Here is a 17,906-nt window from a genome sequence, read left to right on the forward strand (position 1 = left end):
ACATGATGGCTACTGAAAATCCCACGTTGACTCCGGGGTCGCCCCCCGAGTTCAGCGAATCCCTGCCTGCCCTCACCGTGGAGAGCGTGGCGCACCCGGACACCTGGAATCCGATCCACCAGCGGCTGCTCGACAACACCGTTGCTCTGCGCGACGCGGTTGAGCTGACCGACGAGAACTTGGACGCCCTGGGTTCGCGCGTGGACGGTCTGGAGGAGACCAGCTCCGTCAGTGTGCAGCGCGCCGTTACCCTGGACTGGCTCTACCGCGACAACCGTATTGCCTTTGAGCTGTGGGCTCCCGGCTTCACCCTGATTGACGCCGTGGATACCGCCATCGTGCAGGGCATTTCCGGCGACGACAGCGTGGACGTTGCCAGCACGGCCCAGCTTCGGGCCGGAGAGTATTATGTCCTCGCCGACGAGGAAGGCTCGCTGCTGATCAAATGCACGGCCGTGCTCTCCGAGAACCGCATCCGCATTGAAACCAACCTTCCGCGCACTCTGGGAGCCGGTGTTCTGACCCGCTGCTCCATGGAAGAGGTCGGGGCCGCGTACGCCACGTGCGAGGTCGGTGACATCTGGCTGTCCAAGCCGATCAACATCGGAAACGACGCCGAGGGCGGGGCCGTCGTGATCCGGCGCTCCCTGAACTCCGGAGAGGCCAGACTCTACTTCCGCGACACATCCAATCCGGCGTGGACCGAGCGCGTCTGGTCTGTCCGCAGGCAGGGCGGGGATATTCCCGCAGGCTTTGCGGATTATGAATACATCCTGCCCATGCGTGGCGACGGCAGCCTGATGATCGTCACCGAGGGTGAAGCGATGCAGATTCGCCATATCGTGGCCCTGTCTGCGGCTACCGGTCTCGGCGGCTACGTCAATCCGGCCATGCGCCCCAACGCGCCCGCTATCAGCTCCCCGGCTGATGGCGCTGTCGGCATCTTCGAGCGGCCCACGTTGGCCATTGCCGGGTATTCGAGTCCTGGCGGAACGCCCCAGGCCGGTATCCAGTTTCAGGTCGCCGTTGCCGGGGCGCAGTTCGCCACCGTGCTGCACGACTCTGGAGAACAGCCTGCGGGCCTGTCGTATCAGATGCCCGCCGACGTGCTTGAAGTGTCCTCCAGCTACGAGCTGCGGGCGCGGGTGAAAGACTTGTCCGGCCTGTGGTCCGACTGGTCCGCCGTTTCGGGCTTCGCCACTGCCGCCAGTTTCGCCTATGTGGCCACGCCGACATTGGTGTCTCCCGCGAACAACGCCACGGACGTCGGTGAGACTCCCCTGCTGCAGACCGGCGCTTTCGCGGTCATCGACGGAAGTGACACCCATGCGGCCAGCCGCTGGAGGGTCCGCGCTTCGGGCGGAACATGGGCGGAGCCGTTGTGGGATTCCGGCGAGGACGCCGTGAACCTGCTCTCTCTGGCGTTGCCTGCGGGCATTCTGGAAGCCGGGTTGCGGGTCTACTACCTGCAGGTTCAGCACAAGGGCGAAACGCGCGGGTGGTCCGAGTGGTCGAGCGAGGTCAAGGTCACGACCAAGCAGGCGTTTGCATACGTCTCCGGCGTTGCGCTGATTACCCCTGGCGGCGATGGCGGCACGTGGGCCTATGTGGACGAGGACGGCAACACCGTCCCCGACCCCGGCGCGGCTCATTTCAGCACTCATCCCGTCTGGGGCGGCATGCAGGACGTGGTTGTCGACGGCCAGTACATGGTCAAGATTCCCAAGTTCTACATCCGCCGTGCGACGATCGGCTCTGGCGCGAACACCGGCAAGGAAGCCTGGTGGATCAGCGACCAGCCTGTTGACGGGTATGTCGTGCATCCGGCGTTCAAGGTCGGCGGCAGCGAAGTCGATCAGATTTGCGTCGGCAAGTACCAGGCCAGCATGGACGGCTCCAAGCTCGGCTCCAAGCCCGGCGTGTTGCCCGCTGTCAGCCGGACGCTGACGCAGTTTCTGGCTGATGCCGCTGCCCGCAACGTCTCCGGCGTGTCCGGGTTCGGCCTCTGGAGCGTCTATCACTGGTCCGCGATTCAGTGGCTCTACCTGGTGGAAAACGCCACCATGGACAGCCAGTCCGAGACCGGGCAAGGGCGCGTCAGCGCGTCGAGCGCGGCCAATGTCGACGCCTCGGATGTGGCGCAGGCCACCTATCGCGGGATCGTCGGCCTCTGGGGCAACGTCTGGCAGTGGATGGACGGCCTGAAAACGATCTCCGGCGTGATCAACCTCTGGGATCGCGAAGGCAATCAGACATGGGTGAATACCGGCCAGACCCCGCCGAACATAAACAACAGCACGTATCCTGTGACGTTCATGGACGCCAGCGGAAGCGGCTACGACATGGACGACGTGTTTATCGGCAAGACCGGCCCCACCAGCAACTCCGGCGCGACTGCCCCGGACTATCAGCACTGGAACAATTCCGCCGAGTCCTTCCCGATCGTGGGCGGCAGCTGGAGCAACGGCGCGGATGCGGGGCTGTGGTGCGTCCACTGCCCCTACGCGGCGTCGACCTCGGCCCCGCACCTCGGTGCGCGCCTGGCGAAGGTGTAATGTGTCTTGCAACGTGAGTCATGCAAGGGCGGGCGATAGCCCGCCCTCTTCCGGGTACGCCCAGCCGAGCCCGTACGCGACCCTCCTCGCGAAAATCGAAGAGGTGGAAGCCTACACACACACCGTGCTGCAGCAGTATCCGAAAATCGAGCGGTACGCCCTGTGCGCCGACATACGGGCGGCGCTGGCGAACATTCAGCGCCTCTCCATCGTCGCATGGAAGCGGTACCACAAGAAAACAACGCTGCAAGACCTCGACGTGGAGATCGAGGTTTTGAGGATGTGGATACGCAAATCGTTGCGCCTGAAATACATCACGCCGCGCCGCTATGAAATATGGGTGCGGCACGTAAACGAGATCGGCCGCATGGTCGGCGGATGGCTCAAGGCGGCAAGATGAATATTCAGGGCGGATGCCTGTCAACGCGAGTACTTCCCGATCGTGGGCGGCAACTGGAGCAACGGCGCGAATGCGGGGCTGTGGAACGTCAACTGCAACAACGCGGCGTCGAACTCGAACACGAACATCGGTGCGCGCCTGGCGAACGGCAACGGCCAGAAGCCCGTCGCTTACGGGCGGCGGGACAGTGCCTGTCCTTCGGGGCGTCCGTCCTGACCTGTCCGGTCAAAGATCAACAAACAGCAGCGGCAAGTAGCCGTGCGCGAAAGTGGCTGCTGGTAATCATACAAATGCCAATCACACACAGCGACCTATTCGCCAGAATCATCGACTTCGACAACCTGTGGAGCGCGTATCTGGCCACGCGAAAAGGCAAGCGGTACCGCCGTGAAGTGGCGGAGTTCAGTGTCAACCTGGAAGAGAACCTTATCAATATACATAACCATCTCGTATGGGGAAGCTGGGAGCCTGGAAGGCCCCGCAGTTTCACGGTTTTTGAACCCAAACGCCGGGATATTCAGGCTCCGCCATTTGCGGACAGAATTGTCCACCATGCCCTGGTCCGGGTGGTAGAGCCGCTGTTCGAGCGGCGGTTCATCTATCACAGCTATGCCTGCAGGACGGGCAAGGGCGCGCAGCGAGCCGTGTGGGCGTTGCAGCGCATGCTGCGTACGGCGCATAGGAACTGGCAAACTCCGTATGTCGTAAAGGCCGACATCAAGAGCTATTTCGCCAGTATTCGACATGATGTGCTGTTCACGGCCATTGAGCGGGTCGTCTCCTGTAAGGACACCCTTGACCTCTGGAAGAGGATCACCGCCGGGTATGGCCATGATGGCGTCGGCCTTCCGGTCGGCGCTTTGACGAGTCAGCTCGCCGCCAATGTCATGCTGGACCAGCTGGATCACGCCATGACGGATGGCGCGGGCGTCGGGCGGTATGTTCGGTATATGGACGACTTCATAATCGTTGCCCCCGACAAGGCTGCTGCATGGCGCGCCTTGAACGCCGCAGCGGATACGGTCGCCGGGCTCGGGCTGGCCTTAAACCCCAAAACCAAGATCATTCCGGCAAAGTGCGGAGTCGACTTCTGCGGCTATCGCACCTGGGCGACGCATATCCTGCCCCGCAAGAGAAACATGCGCAAGGCGCGCCGGATGTTCCGGAGGATGGTCAGGCAATACGCCGCCGGACAGATACCGCTTCAATATGTCCAGCAGCGAGTGGCCAGCTTTCTGGCATACACCAAGCATTGCTCGGCAGATCGCAGCGTGCGGTCCATTCTGGGCGATGCCGTATTTATCAAAGGAGAATGACGATGTTGATTGAAAACAATGTGCTGACTGTGGACGGCCACACCGAAGAGCTGCCGCGCCTGGCCACCCCCGGCGTTGTCCGTGTCTGGAAGGTTCCCACGGAATACCGCGAGAGCGGCTATTTCGTGTCCGTACAGGCTGCCGGAAAGCCGATGGAGCTTCCCGCCTGCGCGGCAAACGAAATGCAGTTTGTCGGCGAGGCGGAGCTGGCTCCGGCCGACGACGCGGCTCTGGACCAGGTGAAAAAGGAAAAGCTCTCGCAGGTGCTTGTCGCCAGCGACGCCGCTATGGCCGCGCTTTCCTCGCGCTATTCGGAGCATGAGAAGCTGAGCTGGCCGAAGCAGGAGCAGGAAGCCAAGGCGCTGCAGGCTGACCCCGAAGCCCCTGCTCCTCTGCTGAGAGGCATTGCCGCCACGCGTGGAATCACTCTCGAAGCGCTCCAGGCCAAGGTTCTGGCGAACGTGGGAGCCTCCGAGGCCGCTACGGCCTTCATCCTTGGCACCCAGCAGAAGTATGAAGACGAGATCGCCGCTGCTACCACGATTGAAGAGGTGCAGCAGGTCGTCCCGATCTTCGAGATGCCGGAGTAAACACATGGCTTCCAACGGTTGCGGACTCTTCGGAACATTGTCTAAGGTGTGGCGCGTCGTATCCGGCGGCGCGCCGCCTTTTGAGGCTTGCTGTGACGAGCATGACCTCGCCTATGAACAGATAGAAAACGGGGCGGATAGGAGGTGGGCTGACAAGCACTTCCTGCGCTGCATGGAGGCACATGGCCATCCGGCGTCAGGAAAGGTGTTTTTCGTGCTAATACGCTGTGGAGGCTGGCTTTCTTTCGTGCTGCGCAGGTTTCGCGACTGAGCGGCTTGGAAATCTCAAATAATTAGAGCGCGTCTCAAATAATTCGAACAAGAATCTCAAATAAAGTTTTCCGGCCTAAGGGTGTATGGGAACGTGCACGCCCTTGAAATACCCGTTGAGGACCGGCAGATCGTGGTACGCCAGCGTGTTCGTCCAGATACCTTGGTGGATCAACGCCTCTGGAAAGCGTCTGCCCACGCCCTCGGTATAGAGGAATCGCCCCGGACGCTCGGCATGAAGCTCCTTGAGGCGCAAAAGCAGGGGCGAGACCTCCACGACATCGGCGACGCTGTGTTTGCCGGGCGTCATGATGGCAAGGGGGGGACGGCCATAATGGACCAGGGTTGTGGAAAGGTTTTTCAGCCAGAACGGGGCCACACCTCCGATCATGAGCAGGAAATGGACGCCGACGAGTGCTAGCGAAACTTTCTTTAGCAGCCCGCCTTGGGCCAGAAGCCGGTCCAAACCAGCGCTGGCGAGCAGGATGCCAGCGACGATCGCAGGGTCGCGGAAGGCGATGAGCCAGGCGATGACGTCGAAGCACAGGCTCTTTGGAAGATGGACAAGGACAAGCCCGCCAATGAAAGTCGTGGCGAGGGCTCGCTTGTGCGCCCGCGAAATATCCGCCTTGAACATCGACCAGGTGGTCAGCGCGAGGAACACCGGACCTATCCAGATGTTGCGCATTCCCGTCGCGAAATTGAAAGTAAGGAACCCTTCAATCCCGGCCGGGTAAAGCGGCTTGAAAAACAGAGCCCATATATTTTCTTTCGTGAAAAGGTTGAAAGGCACATACGTACGATAGCTTTCTGCGGGGAAGAGGGACATCTCGATGAATTGATGGTGAAAGCGAAAGGTGACCGCCAGAGCCACGGCCGATCCCACGCCGGAAAGCCAGGCGATTCGCCCCAAGGAGGGCCTCATGCAGGCGATCATGATGCAAAATAGGATCGCATAGCTTGCAATGACGCCACTGTGGCCATTGAGTACGAGCAGGGAGGCGCTCAGCGCCAGGAGGGAAGCGTTGAGCAGCGAGGTCCGCGCATCGCTCTCGTCAAGCAGCCGAAGCAAAAAGAAGAAAACCGGGGGCAGCATCGTCCATCCGACCATGACGGATGGCCAGAAGTCGATGATCGAATAGTTGACCGTGGCCGAACAGAATAGCCACGTGAATGCCCCGGCGAGGGCGGCAAGGGGACCCACTCCCAGCGCGCGCGCCGTACCGAACACGAACCAGCCGCCCACGGCGAGATGGGACCAATACAACAGCACTAGGACCGTTTTGTCCGTGAGAACCTGGAGAGCGAACTGGACGGGATGGAAATAAAGAAACTGGGCGAACGGCTGGGGCATGCCAAGACCGAGGTGAGATGTCCAGTACACCCATTCTCCGTGACCCAAGGCCCGAGCCTGGAGGATTGTCGAATACACCGTCGCCATGAAACTTTCGAGATCCCTGGAGACGATGACAAAATTGGGGCCGAACAAGGCGGCTGCGGCAAGGGCTATGAGCGTCAGGCAAAGGGGGAAGGAGAGCCCGCCCGCCTCCCTATTCCGCAAGGGAGACCTCCTTCTCGGCCACTTCCTTCCGCCGGGGGATGAATGAGTTGTCCTCAAGGTATCGGATGACGGCGGTCAGGGCCTCGGCCTCGGACACGCAGTCGGTCTTGATGGTTATCTCCGGGGCCACGGGAGATTCATAGGGATCGCTGATGCCGGTGAAGTTTTTGATCTCTCCACATAGCGCCTTTTTATACAGTCCCTTGCAATCGCGCTCGATGAGCTTCTCCTTGCTGCACTGCAAAAAGACCTCGACATATCTCCCCAGGAGCTTTCTGTTCTTTTGCCTAGTCTCCTCGTACGGAGCGATGGCGCCGACGACGCTGATCACGTCGTTGCGGTTGAGCAGGTGCGAGACGAAACCGATGCGCAGAACGTTTATGTCCCTATCCTGTTTCGAATAAGTCAGCCCCTGGCTCAGGTTCGCGCGGACAACGTCCCCGTCAAGCCACTCGGATTTGAGTCCGCGCCGCACCAGTTCATCGTGCAGCTTGCGGGACAGGGTCGTTTTTCCTGCTCCTGAAAGGCCTGTAAACCATATGGTGAACATGGAACCACCTTTTATCGCTTTGACTCTTTATCCGGGGACGCTCGCCCCGCCCCATGCAGCACCCGCACATCGGTCGAAAGCGGCTCACCAGAGGGAACGTCTTTTTCGCGCAGTCAAAAAACTTTCAGCGCTTCCGCTATCCGTGCGGCCGCATCGCCTTGGCCGTAGCCCTGGAGCGGCGCGCGGCCGGGTTCGGCCGATTGGCCGCAGGCGGCGCGCGCGGCCAAGAGGATGCGTTCGCGATCCGCCCCGGCCAGGACGTTCCACCCCTGCTCCACGGTCTCCACCCACTCGGTCTCGTCGCGCATGGTCACGCACGGCTTGCCCAGGAAGCAGGCCTCCTTCTGCAGGCCGCCGCTGTCCGTGAGCACCGCGCCGCAGCCCGAGAGCAGGGCCATCATGTCCAGAAAGCCCACCGGCTCGATAAGCAAGAGTCCCGATGCATCGGCGGAAATCCCCTGCGCGGCGAGCCTGGCGCGTGTGCGCGGATGCAGCGGCACGACCACCGGCAGATCGGCCGAAAGCCCGGCCAGGGCCGCGAAGATGGCCGAAAGCCGCGCCGGGTCGTCCGTGTTCTCGGCCCGGTGCACGGTGCACAGCGCAAAATCACCCGAAAGCCCCAGTTCGCGGCGCAGCCGGTCGATGCGCCCTTCCGCGCGCACCTGGCCGGAAAAGCGCAGCACCGCGTCGTACATCACGTCGCCCGTGAGCAGCACGCGCACCGGCCTGTCGAAGGGCCGCGCGGCCGGATCGCGGCCGGGCCCGCCGTCCGCGACGCCCTCGGCGGCCAGGTTGTCCACGGCCGTCTGCGTGGGGCAAAAAAGGATGTTCGCGGCGTGGTCCGTGAGCACGCGGTTCACTTCCTCGGGCATGCGGCGGTTGAAGCTGCGCAGCCCCGCCTCCACATGGGCCACGGGCACGTGCAGCTTCACGGCCGCGAGCGCCCCGGCCAGGGTCGAGTTGGTGTCGCCGTAAACCAGCACCATGTCCGGCCGCTCGGCCAGAATCAGCGACTCAAGGGCCTCGGTCATGCGTCCGGTCATGGCCCCGTGCGTGCCGCCGCCAAGCCCCAGATCGTGCGCCGGGCGGGGGATGCCCATCTCCTCGAAGAAGACGCGCGACATGTTGTCGTCGAAGTGCTGGCCCGTGTGCACCAGAATCTCGTCCAGCCCCTCGGCCGCCAACGCGGCCGAGACGGGGGCGGCCTTGACGAACTGCGGCCTGGCCCCGACCACGGTGAGGATGCGCGTCTTTCCGCTCATGCCCTGGGCGCTCCGGCGGCCACGGCGTCGCCCTGGCGCAGAAAGTCGTCGAAATAGGCGATGGTCGCGGCCAGGCCCTGCTCAAGCGGCACCTTCGGCTCCCAGTCCAGCATCGAGCGGGCCAGTCCGATGTCGGGCTGGCGCTGGCGCGGGTCGTCGAACGGCAGCGGCCTGACCTCGATCTTTGAGCGCGATCCGGTCATGGCCACGACCTTCTCGGCCAGCTCCATGATCGTGAACTCGCCGGGATTGCCCAGGTTCACCGGCCCGGTAAAGTCGTCGCCCGTGGCCATGAGCCGCACGAAGGCCTCGATCATGTCGTCCACGTAGCAAAAGGACCGCGTCTGCGATCCGTCGCCGTAGACCGTGATAGACTCGCCCTTGAGCGCCTGGACGATGAAATTCGAGACCACGCGGCCGTCGCAGGGGTGCATGCGCGGACCGTAGGTGTTGAAGATGCGCGCGATCTTGATGCGTACCTTGTGCTGGCGGCGGTAGTCCATGAACAGCGTCTCGGCGCAGCGTTTGCCCTCGTCGTAGCAGGAGCGCGGGCCTATGGGGTTGACGTGGCCCCAGTAGGGCTCCCGCTGCGGATGCTGCTCGGGGTCGCCGTAGACCTCGGAGGTCGAAGCCTGCATGATCCGGGCGCGGGTGCGCTTGGCCAGGCCGAGCATGTTGATGCTGCCATGCACACAGGTCTTGGTGGTCTGCACGGGATCGTGCTGGTAGTGGACGGGCGAGGCCGGACAGGCCAGGTTATATATCTCGTCGATCTCCAGATAGAGCGGAAAGGTCACGTCGTGGCGCAGGAACTCGAAGCGGGGATCGTCCATCAGGTGATAGATGTTGCGTTTGGTCCCCGTGAAACAATTGTCCACGCAGATCACGTCGTGCCCCTGGGCCAGAAGCCGATCACACAAATGCGAACCCAGAAAGCCCGCGCCGCCCGTGACCAGAATGCGCTTCTTCAGTTCCATGGCCCCTCCTATACGACCTGCCAGTGGGGACGCCCGAGGAACATGCCGCGTTTGGCCGCGAACTCTTCGGGCGATACGATCATGGTCCGTATCTTGCGGTTGATCTTCGCCTCCACGCCCTTGCGCGTGCCCTCCAGAAGCCCGCGCTTGGGATCGCCCACGATGAGCAGGTCGATGATCCCGGAGTCGCGGCCCTCGGCGTAGTCGTCCAGGATGTAGACGGCCTCGATGGGCGCCAGGGCGGTCATGACCTGCTCGACCACACGGTCGATGCCCAGATGCTTGCGCACGATGGAGTGGATCTCGGGGAAAAAGGGATGGTTCGTGTTGGCCCTGAAGAAAACCGAACGGCCGCTCTGGCTGCGCTCCAGGTATCCGGCCCCGGCCAGGCTGTCCAGCTCATCTTTGATGGTCGCGGGCGAGACCTTGAACTCGGCGGCCAGTTCGCGCAGGTAGCTCGACACGCCTGGATTCAGGAACAGCTTGAGCAGCACCTGGATGCGCGTTTTGGAGGTGAATAACTCAGTCAGCATGACGCCTTTGCGTTAGGAAAAAGCGAACGGAATGTCAATGCGCGGCAACGGCCAGGCGGCGGGGTGATTCCTGGGGCCGTCAGCTCGAGGACGATGGAGACTCCGGTGAATTCGCGCTCTTCCATGGGAAGCCGATTTCTCACCATTTGACGCCCCTGAAGATCACGTCTTTCCGGATGGCGTCACCGTGCTCCCGCACGATGCGCATTATTCCTTCCATGGCTTCATCCGTCAGATAGTGCGGCTCCACTCCCATTTCGAGTAGGCGGTGGTAAGTCGGGTTGTAGTAGTGTTCCTCTGCTTCCTTGCGCGGGTTTTCGAGGTACTGGACGGTGACGTCCAGCCCGAGGTTGCGGCCGACCCTGGCCGTTTTTTCGGCCAATTCGACCACAGTGAAGGTTTCCATGATCTGGTTGAACACGCGCAACTCACCGGGTTCGGCGGGTGACAAAGCCGCCTTGTAGACGCACTGAAGCGTATCCCGGATATTCAGATACCCTCGCGTCTGCCCTCCCTTGCCATAGACGGTGAGCGGATACCCGGCCACCGCCTGGGTGATGAACCTGTTGACGACCGTTCCAAATATCTCGTCGTAGTTGAAGAACGGCCTCAGCTTGGGATCGATGATCGTCTCTTCCGTCTCGATCCCGTAAACCGGGCCTTGCATCAGATCCGTCGCGCGCAGGTTCCATGTTCTGATGCCGAACCACAGCAGATCAGTGTCCATGATTTTTGATGTGTGGTAAATGGAACTGGCCTGCCTCGGGAACAGGAACCTATCCTTGCGCCCTTTGTGTTCGATGTCTATCCAGCCTTCCTCGATGTCGATGTTCGGCGTGCCGTATTCCCCCATGGTGCCGATGTGGACGATGTGCGTCTCTGGACTGAAATCCTTGACCGCGAACATCAGGTTGTTGGTGATGAGAATATTGTTGGAGAGCGTGAAGTTCGCATGCTCATGGCTCATCAGGGAATAGGGAGCCGAAGGCTGCTCCGCGAAGTGCATCACGGAATCAGGAACGATGAAGGCGCTTTTTTCGACTTGAAATGCGTATTTGATGTTTCCCGTGAAAATGCCGCGGATCGTCTCTGGGTTGCGAAGGTCGCCGATCACGACCTTGATTTCTCTGCCGGTCCGTTCATGCCAGATGCGGGCACGCTGGACGAGGTTCGGAACGTCGTACAGCATCCCCGTGTCAAGTTCCGTTGCCGCATGACGCCTGAAATAGTTGTCGACGACCGTCACGGCATGGCCGCGCGCGGAAAAATACATGGCCGTCGGCCAGCCGAGGTATCCATCTCCACCCAGTATGAGAACTTGCATGTACCAATCCTTTCGTTTGGCAATTCCTGGACGTCATCCAACGTCGCTACTCCGTAGGGCACGCCTCCCGTCCAAGTTTTATGGAGGCCGAGTCCCGCCACCTCCCCGCGCCGGATGACGTCCGCGACGTTCTCATGCCCGCCAAGCAACGTCTACAGCAAGTAGGCGTGATCGGGAAAGTGGCGCGGCCGCATTGGGTCTGTACCCTTGTCAAATCGCCATGTCCGCCGGGTGAAGCCAGGCGCCTCGAAACGTCTCTGGAGCCAGAGAGCGAGGCGAGGGGCTTTGGACCGTTGTCTTTTTACCGGACGGCTGGCACTCTTGTTTGCGAACCATCACGCTTACCGCCGCAATCGCGAAAGATCCACGCGCTTCGCAAGCGGCAACGAGGGATCGTCCGGGATATCCATGCCCGGCGTTCCACGAAGGCACGATATGAAGAAAACGGAGCCGCAGGATATCTTCGGGCAGGCCATCGCCGAGCGAAGCAGCAGGCGAGGACTTTGCCTCGACCTTGCTCGCCTGGACTATCAGCTCGACTATGGTGAGCATTTTTTTCTTGAGTGCGGGGAGAGGGTGCTTTTTGTCGGCGTCGGGCATGGCTTCGACGCCTTGAGGGCGCTCCAGTCCGATCGGGTTTCCGTAGCCGTCGGGGTCGACCCATATTTCGGAGATCACGGAAACGACGAGGGCGATCTGGACACGTTGGTCGGACTCGCCGGACGTATGAGATTGGCTGAGAGACTCTCGGTGCACAGAATGGCCGTGCAGGAGTATCTGCGGGACAATCGGGAGCCCTTCACGGGAATGGTGGTCTTCGATGTACTGCATCACATCTTCGAGGATTCCAGGAACCTGCGCTTCACGTCGCGTTGGCGGGAGCTTGTGGACTTCATGCGCCTGCTGCACGCCGGGCTCGTCCCTGGCGGGGGCGTCCTGATACAGGAAACCGAGCCCGTCGGGTTGCGGCAGTTGGCCACGAGGATGGGATGGCTCAAGGGGTCGGTTGATTATTCCACCAAACAGTCGTGGCGAGTCTGGGCCGGGGCGGCGAGCAAGGCGGGGTTCGAGATGAAGAAGCGGACCACGTATGTCCCTTTCGCGCTCAGGCGTTTGCGGCCTCTCTTTTGCGGTCTGCCCGGACTTTACACGGTCTCGGACAGAAGCGTTATTACGCTGCGAAAGCCGCTTCGAGAGTAAAAGGTGAAAATACTTTTCCTGACGCGCTCCCTGCATCGTGGCGGAGCCGAGACGCAACTTGTGCAGTTGGCGACCGGGTTGGCCGAACGCGGGCACGAAGTCTGCGTGGCGGTGTACTATTCCGGGGGGGCGCTCGAGAGTGAGCTTGCCGGGCGGGGCGTGCGGCTGCATGATCTTGGAAAGCACGGGAGGTGGGACCTGCCGGGTTTCGCGGCGCGGCTGGTCCGTCTGGTGTGGCGCGAGCGGCCGGACGTGCTGCATGCCTATCTGACCACGGCGAACCTGCTGGCCGCCAGCCTGGGGCTGTTCTTTCCCCGCACGCGCATCGTCTGGGGCGTGCGCGCCACGGACATGCGCGGGATGCGCAAGGACGGGGTGGCCTCGCTGACCATGCGACTGGAAACCCTGCTTGCCCGCCGCAGCGACCTGATCATCACCAACTCGCGGGCGTCCGCATCGCGCCTGGCGGCGCACGGGGTGGACAAAGCGAGGATCGCGGTGGTGGCGAACGGCATAGACACCCGCCGCTTCGAGCCTTCGCCCGACGTGCGGTCCGCAAGCCGCGAGGCCTGGGGGATTCCGGCGGAGGCGGTGGCCGTGGGGCTTCCTGCCAGGCTCGACCCGGTCAAAGACCACGCCACGTTTCTCCGGGCGGCGAAATGTTTACTGGAATCGGATCGCGGCGTACATTTTCTCTGCGCGGGAGGAGGGGAGCCAGGTTTTGCGGCCCGGCTTCGTGAATTGGCGGATTCGCTCGGGATCGGCCACGCCGTTCACTGGCTCGGCGAGATGGAGGACATGCGGAAGTTTTACGCGGGTCTCGATCTGGCCGTGCTGAGTTCGACGAGTGAGAGTTTTCCGAACGTCCTGTGCGAGGCCATGGCCTGTGGAGTGCCGTGCGTGGCCACGGATGTGGGCGACTGCGCGTTGATCGTGGGCGAGGAGGGAATCACGGTTCGACCGGGCGATCCCGAGGCCCTGGCCAATGCCATGCGGGACATGCTGGGCCGCATTGCGTCTGGCAGCTCGTCGCCGGAGCGTGTCCGCGAGCGGGTGGAGACGCTTTTCGGTCTTGATACGATGGTACGGCGCAGCGAGGAATTGCTTATGGAGATTTCCGCAAGGCAGCTCGGTCCGAAAACCATGCGCTGGAAAGGATGAAGATTATGACAAAGACGGCTCCCATCCTCGTCACCGGCGGGGCGGGGTACATCGGCAGCCATGCCTGCAAGGCCCTGGCCCGGGCCGGGTACGAGCCCCTGGTGCTCGACGATCTCTCGTCCGGCCACGAGTGGGCCGTGAAATGGGGGCCGCTGGTGCGCGGCGACATCCACGACACGGCACTCCTCGACGGCCTCTTTGCCCGCCACCGCTTTGCCGGGGTGCTGCACTTCGCGGCCTTCATCCAGGTGGGCGAGTCCGTGGCCGAGCCCGCCAAATACTACGAGAACAACACGGGAGGCGCGCTGCGCCTGCTCGACGCGGCCCGCCGCCACGGCTGCCGCGCCGTGGTCTTCTCCAGCACCGCCGCGGTCTACGGCACGCCCGACAGCGTACCCATCCCGGTGAGCGCGCCGCTTCGGCCCGAGAACCCTTACGGCCGTTCCAAGCGCATGGTCGAGGAGATCCTGGCCGACTTCGAGGCGGCCTACGGCCTGCGCCACGCCATCTTGCGCTATTTCAACGCCGCCGGGGCCGACCTTGAAGGAGAGATCGGCGAGGAACATGCCCCGGAGACGCATCTCGTGCCCCTGGCCGTTCTGGCGGCCCAGGGCAAGGCCCCGCCCCTGCGCCTCTTCGGCGACGATTGGGACACGCCCGACGGCACACCGATCCGCGACTACATCCACGTCACCGACCTGGCCGAGGCCCACGTGCTGGCCTTGCGCCGCATCCTGGAGCGTGACGAGAGCCTTATCTGCAACCTGGGCACGGGCCAGGGGAACAGCGTGCGCGAGATCGTGGCCGCCGTGGCCCGCGTGGGCGGCCGCGAGGTGCCGCATTCCGTGGCCCCGCGCCGTCCGGGCGATCCTTCCCGGCTGGTGGCGGACCCTTCGGCCGCCGAGGAGCTTCTCGGCTGGCGGCCGCGCATCACTGAGATAGAAGAGATCGTGGCCTCGGCTTGGCGCTGGCACGCGCAAAGGATGGGCATCTAGCCGTGTGCGGCGTTACGGGCCTTGTGCTGCCTGGGCGCGCGGGCGCGGATATCGAGCCGCTGGCCCGGGCCATGGCCGATACCATGGCCCATCGCGGACCAGACGGCGCGGGCGCGTGGAGCGCCGAGGGAGTGGCCCTCGGGCATCGCCGTCTGGCCATCATCGATCTTTCGCCCGCCGGGGCGCAGCCCATGCGCTCGGCCACGGGCCGCTACGCCGTCAGCTACAACGGCGAGATATACAATTTCCGCGAGCTTCGGCAGGAGCTCGAAGGCCTGGGCCACGCCTTTTCGGGCGGCTCGGACACCGAGGTCATGCTCGCGGCCGTGGAGCAGTGGGGCGTTGCCCAGGCCGTGGGGCGTTTCGTGGGCATGTTCGCCTTCGGGCTGTGGGACGAGGCCGAAAAGACGCTGTGGCTGTGCCGCGACCGCCTCGGCGTCAAGCCGCTCTATTACGCGGTTATGGGCGGCGGGGCCGCGAGCGGCCTGGCCTTCGCCTCGGAGCTGAAGGCTTTGCGCGCATTGCCGGACTTTGACCCCGACATCGACCGCGAGGCCGTGACGCTCTTCATGCGCCACAATTACATTCCCGCGCCGCTAACCATCTACCGCGCCGCGCGCAAACTCCCGCCAGGCTGTCTGGCACGCTTCGCCCCTGGCGCATCCAAGCCCGAGGTCATCCCCTACTGGAGCCTGCGCGAGGTCTGGCAACGCGGTGTGGCCGAGCCCTTTGCGGGCGGTCCCGACGAGGCTGCCGAGGCGCTCTCGCCCCTTTTGGCCGATGCGGTGCGGCTGCGCATGATCGCGGACGTGCCCGTGGGCGTGCTGCTCTCGGGCGGCATCGACTCGTCGCTCACGGCCGCGCTGATGCGTGAGGCCGTGGGCGGGGAGACGCCGGTGCGCGCCTTCACCGTGGGGTTTTCCGAGGCGGCCTACGACGAGTCGGCCCATGCCGGGAGAGTGGCCCGCGCGCTGGGGCTCTCGCACACCGTGCTGCCCGTGAGCGCCACCGACCTGCTCGACCTTGTGCCGCATCTGCCCCGGATGTGGGACGAACCCTTCGCCGACGCCTCGCAAGTGCCCACGCACCTCGTGTTCAAGCGGCTCGCGGGCGAGGTGGTGGTGGCCCTCACGGGCGATGGCGCGGACGAGTGCTTCGCGGGCTACGCCCGCTACGGCTGGGCCGCACACTTCGCCCACGTGGAACGCTTTCCCCTGGCGCTTCGGCGGCTGGCGGCCGGGATGTGCTCCCTTGCGCCCGGGGCCTGCCTGAATCTGCTCGGCCCGCGCGGCAGAAAGCTGCGCTGGCGCGCCGGGCTTTTGTCGAGCCGCGATTTTCCCACCTTCTATCGGGCACTCGTCTCGCACCATCTGGACCCGGCCGCGCTCGTCGTCGGCGGCAGCGAGCCGTCCACACCGCTCACCGAGCCCGGCTGGCTGCTCGGCGGCGCGGACCGCCTGCGCCAGATGCAGGCCTGGGACATGGCCGCCTACCTGCCCGACGACATTCTGGTCAAGGCCGACCGGGCCAGCATGGGCGCGTCCATCGAGGCCCGCTCGCCCTTTCTCGACCACCGCGTGGTGGAGTTTGCGACCGCGCTGCCGCCCGAGGCGACCGTGCGCGAGGGCAGGGGCAAGCAGCCGTTGCGCCGCCTTTTGGCCCGGCGGCTGCCCCCGCGCCTCTTCGAACGACCCAAGGCGGGCTTCACCCTGCCTGTGGAGGCTTGGCTCGGCCACGAACTGCGCGAGTGGGCGGAGCCGCTTCTTTCGCGCCGCTCCCTGAGCGTGGCAGGGCTGCTCGATCCCGAGCCCGTCCGAAAGCTTTGGAAGGCGTACCTCGCCGGCGACACTTCGCGCCATTCACTGCTCTGGAACGCGCTCATGCTCCAGGCTTGGCACGAGCATTGGATCGCGGGAGGCGCGACGTGAGGGTGCTGCACGTCATCACCGGCCTTGGCCTGGGCGGGGCCGAAACCTCGCTGGTCAAGCTCGTGGCGGCCACGCCCGAGATAGAGCATCGTATCGTGAGCCTTCTGCCCGAAGGCGCTCTTGCCGCTGCCGCCCGGGCAGCCGGGGCCACGGTACAAAGTATCGACGTTTCGCCGAGCCCCGCGGCGCTGCTTCGCGTGGGACGTCTGACCAGGATCGTGCGCGAGTTTGCGCCGGATGTGGTCCAGACCTGGCTGTATCACGCCGATTTCATGGGCTTTCTGGCCGCGCGACTGGCGGGCCTTCCAGACAGGACGGTGCCTGTGGCCTGGAACATCCGCTGCGCGGACATGGATCTTTCGCACTACCGGTTGGCCACGCGGCTCACGGTACGCCTCTTGGCCCTTCTCTCGCGTCTGCCTCAAGCCATCGTCACCAACTCGCGCGCCGCCGTGGAGCATCATCGAAAGCTCGGCTACGCGGGAGACTTCACGGTCATCCCCAACGGGTTCGACACCGGACGTTTCGCTCCCGACGCCACGGCCCGCGCGCGCCTCCGGGCCGAGTGGGGCATGACTGCAGATCAACCCCTGATCGGTTTCGTGGGCCGCCTGGACGCCATGAAGAACCTGCCGCTTTTGTGTCGCGCTCTTTCTTTTGTAACCGCTCGGCAGGAAGATGTTCGCGCCGTGTTCTGCGGTCAGTGGCTTGGGCCGAACGACGGGGCGGCGCAGCGGCTTTTGCGCAGACACGGGCTGGAGGGCCGCGTGCGGCTGCTCGGCCCACGCGACGACGTGCCTGCCGTGCTCTCGGCCTTGGACTGTCTGGTATTGTCCTCGCGTAGCGAGGGCTTCCTCAACGTTCTGGGCGAGGCCATGGCCTGCGGCGTGCCTTGCGCGACCACGGACGCGGGCGACGCGGCTCTGATCGTGGGTGGGGAGGGCCGGGTCGTGCCGCGCGGCGACGCCGACGCGCTCAGCCGAGCGATCCTCGACATCCTGACGCTTCCCCCCGATGAAAAGGAAGCCCTTGGCCGCCGCGCCCGCGAGCGCATCGAGCGGGAATTCTCCATTGCAGCCATGGCTGGTCGCTATCTCGACCTATGGGCATCACTGGCCGCCAAGGCCGCGCCCCGTAGTTGATCTTTCCGTGTTCGGCACCTTTGTTCCACCATCCCGCTTTTCTTGACGATCGATAGTGTCAGGGGGTAGGGTTTCGCGTCAGGATGGGACTTGCGCCCAGAGGGGCGGGGCGTTTTGCGGGACGCGGGGGACGACGATGGAC

At 63.7% G+C, this 17,906-nt stretch carries 16 protein-coding genes; 9 read left to right on the forward strand and 7 right to left on the reverse strand.

The window, feature by feature from the left end; genetic code table 11:
• Positions 1-5: 5 nt before the first annotated feature.
• From DSAT_RS01640 to DSAT_RS14705, 4 genes are read left to right on the forward strand one after another with little or no spacing between them, the layout of a single operon-like run.
• On the forward strand, positions 6-2,555 hold the full coding sequence (locus DSAT_RS01640) for a hypothetical protein (protein ID WP_020885839.1): 2,550 nt from the start codon (positions 6-8) through the stop codon (positions 2,553-2,555).
• A 13-nt stretch (positions 2,556-2,568) separates the two neighbouring features.
• A complete protein-coding gene (avd, locus tag DSAT_RS01645) occupies positions 2,569-2,955 on the forward strand; it encodes a diversity-generating retroelement protein Avd (RefSeq protein WP_235695905.1) in 387 nt (128 codons plus the stop codon).
• Positions 2,952-4,271: a reverse transcriptase/maturase family protein gene (locus DSAT_RS01650; protein ID WP_235695906.1), complete on the forward strand. Its 1,320-nt coding sequence runs from the start codon at positions 2,952-2,954 to the stop codon at positions 4,269-4,271. The genes avd and DSAT_RS01650 overlap by 4 nt, the downstream gene beginning before the upstream one ends.
• 2 nt (positions 4,272-4,273) lie before the next feature.
• Positions 4,274-4,861: a hypothetical protein gene (locus tag DSAT_RS14705; RefSeq protein WP_020885842.1), complete on the forward strand. Its 588-nt coding sequence runs from the start codon at positions 4,274-4,276 to the stop codon at positions 4,859-4,861.
• A gap of 346 nt (positions 4,862-5,207) precedes the next feature.
• Here DSAT_RS14705 and DSAT_RS01660 read toward each other — a convergent pair whose 3' ends face one another.
• From DSAT_RS01660 to DSAT_RS15285, 7 genes are all read right to left on the reverse strand, one after another.
• Positions 5,208-6,692, reverse strand: coding sequence for a hypothetical protein (locus DSAT_RS01660; RefSeq protein ID WP_020885844.1), 1,485 nt, complete (start codon positions 6,690-6,692; stop codon positions 5,208-5,210).
• Positions 6,682-7,242 (reverse strand): adenylyl-sulfate kinase, encoded by a 561-nt coding sequence (cysC, locus tag DSAT_RS01665; RefSeq protein WP_020885845.1) that lies wholly within the window; start codon positions 7,240-7,242, stop codon positions 6,682-6,684. The genes DSAT_RS01660 and cysC overlap by 11 nt, the downstream gene beginning before the upstream one ends.
• A 113-nt stretch (positions 7,243-7,355) precedes the next feature.
• Positions 7,356-8,504: a non-hydrolyzing UDP-N-acetylglucosamine 2-epimerase gene (wecB, locus tag DSAT_RS01670; RefSeq protein ID WP_020885846.1), complete on the reverse strand. Its 1,149-nt coding sequence runs from the start codon at positions 8,502-8,504 to the stop codon at positions 7,356-7,358.
• Positions 8,501-9,481, reverse strand: coding sequence for a UDP-glucuronic acid decarboxylase family protein (locus DSAT_RS01675; RefSeq protein WP_020885847.1), 981 nt, complete (start codon positions 9,479-9,481; stop codon positions 8,501-8,503). The genes wecB and DSAT_RS01675 overlap by 4 nt, the downstream gene beginning before the upstream one ends.
• Before the next feature lie 8 nt (positions 9,482-9,489).
• Positions 9,490-10,014, reverse strand: coding sequence for a winged helix-turn-helix domain-containing protein (locus tag DSAT_RS01680; protein ID WP_020885848.1), 525 nt, complete (start codon positions 10,012-10,014; stop codon positions 9,490-9,492).
• Positions 10,015-10,153: 139 nt separating this feature from the next.
• Positions 10,154-11,338 (reverse strand): NAD-dependent epimerase/dehydratase family protein, encoded by a 1,185-nt coding sequence (locus DSAT_RS01685; RefSeq protein WP_020885849.1) that lies wholly within the window; start codon positions 11,336-11,338, stop codon positions 10,154-10,156.
• 210 nt (positions 11,339-11,548) lie between these two features.
• Positions 11,549-12,169, reverse strand: a complete 621-nt coding sequence (locus DSAT_RS15285) for a hypothetical protein (protein WP_161656083.1) — start codon at positions 12,167-12,169, stop codon at positions 11,549-11,551.
• Here DSAT_RS15285 and DSAT_RS15290 point away from each other — a divergent pair.
• Genes DSAT_RS15290 through DSAT_RS01710 form a run of 5 tightly spaced genes read left to right on the forward strand, consistent with a single transcriptional unit; the run spans position 12,146 to position 17,764 of the window.
• A complete protein-coding gene (locus tag DSAT_RS15290) occupies positions 12,146-12,538 on the forward strand; it encodes a hypothetical protein (RefSeq protein WP_161656084.1) in 393 nt (130 codons plus the stop codon). The genes DSAT_RS15285 and DSAT_RS15290 overlap by 24 nt on opposite strands.
• A 3-nt stretch (positions 12,539-12,541) precedes the next feature.
• Positions 12,542-13,699, forward strand: coding sequence for a glycosyltransferase (locus DSAT_RS01695; RefSeq protein ID WP_020885851.1), 1,158 nt, complete (start codon positions 12,542-12,544; stop codon positions 13,697-13,699).
• A 5-nt stretch (positions 13,700-13,704) separates the two neighbouring features.
• Positions 13,705-14,694 (forward strand): UDP-glucose 4-epimerase GalE, encoded by a 990-nt coding sequence (gene galE, locus DSAT_RS01700; RefSeq protein ID WP_020885852.1) that lies wholly within the window; start codon positions 13,705-13,707, stop codon positions 14,692-14,694.
• Positions 14,695-14,696: 2 nt separating this feature from the next.
• Positions 14,697-16,622, forward strand: coding sequence for an asparagine synthase (glutamine-hydrolyzing) (gene asnB / locus DSAT_RS01705; RefSeq protein ID WP_020885853.1), 1,926 nt, complete (start codon positions 14,697-14,699; stop codon positions 16,620-16,622).
• Positions 16,619-17,764: a glycosyltransferase gene (locus tag DSAT_RS01710; protein WP_020885854.1), complete on the forward strand. Its 1,146-nt coding sequence runs from the start codon at positions 16,619-16,621 to the stop codon at positions 17,762-17,764. The genes asnB and DSAT_RS01710 overlap by 4 nt, the downstream gene beginning before the upstream one ends.
• The last annotated feature ends 142 nt before the right edge of the window (positions 17,765-17,906 follow it).

It is taken from the genome of Alkalidesulfovibrio alkalitolerans DSM 16529 (genome assembly GCF_000422245.1).
Classification (GTDB): domain Bacteria; phylum Desulfobacterota; class Desulfovibrionia; order Desulfovibrionales; family Desulfovibrionaceae; genus Alkalidesulfovibrio; species Alkalidesulfovibrio alkalitolerans.

What these genes read in the sequence shown, in the direction of transcription:
- DSAT_RS01640 (WP_020885839.1), top strand. Translation starts at nt 6, where the DNA reads ATGGCTACTGAAAATCCCACGTTGACTCCGGGGTCGCCCCCCGAGTTC.
- DSAT_RS01650 (WP_235695906.1), top strand. Translation starts at nt 2,952, where the DNA reads ATGAATATTCAGGGCGGATGCCTGTCAACGCGAGTACTTCCCGATCGT.
- DSAT_RS14705 (WP_020885842.1), top strand. Translation starts at nt 4,274, where the DNA reads ATGTTGATTGAAAACAATGTGCTGACTGTGGACGGCCACACCGAAGAG.
- cysC (WP_020885845.1), bottom strand. Translation starts at nt 7,242, where the DNA reads ATGTTCACCATATGGTTTACAGGCCTTTCAGGAGCAGGAAAAACGACC.
- wecB (WP_020885846.1), bottom strand. Translation starts at nt 8,504, where the DNA reads ATGAGCGGAAAGACGCGCATCCTCACCGTGGTCGGGGCCAGGCCGCAG.
- DSAT_RS01675 (WP_020885847.1), bottom strand. Translation starts at nt 9,481, where the DNA reads ATGGAACTGAAGAAGCGCATTCTGGTCACGGGCGGCGCGGGCTTTCTG.
- DSAT_RS01680 (WP_020885848.1), bottom strand. Translation starts at nt 10,014, where the DNA reads ATGCTGACTGAGTTATTCACCTCCAAAACGCGCATCCAGGTGCTGCTC.
- DSAT_RS01685 (WP_020885849.1), bottom strand. Translation starts at nt 11,338, where the DNA reads ATGCAAGTTCTCATACTGGGTGGAGATGGATACCTCGGCTGGCCGACG.
- DSAT_RS15290 (WP_161656084.1), top strand. Translation starts at nt 12,146, where the DNA reads ATGGTGGTCTTCGATGTACTGCATCACATCTTCGAGGATTCCAGGAAC.
- DSAT_RS15285 (WP_161656083.1), bottom strand. Translation starts at nt 12,169, where the DNA reads ATGCAGTACATCGAAGACCACCATTCCCGTGAAGGGCTCCCGATTGTC.
- galE (WP_020885852.1), top strand. Translation starts at nt 13,705, where the DNA reads ATGACAAAGACGGCTCCCATCCTCGTCACCGGCGGGGCGGGGTACATC.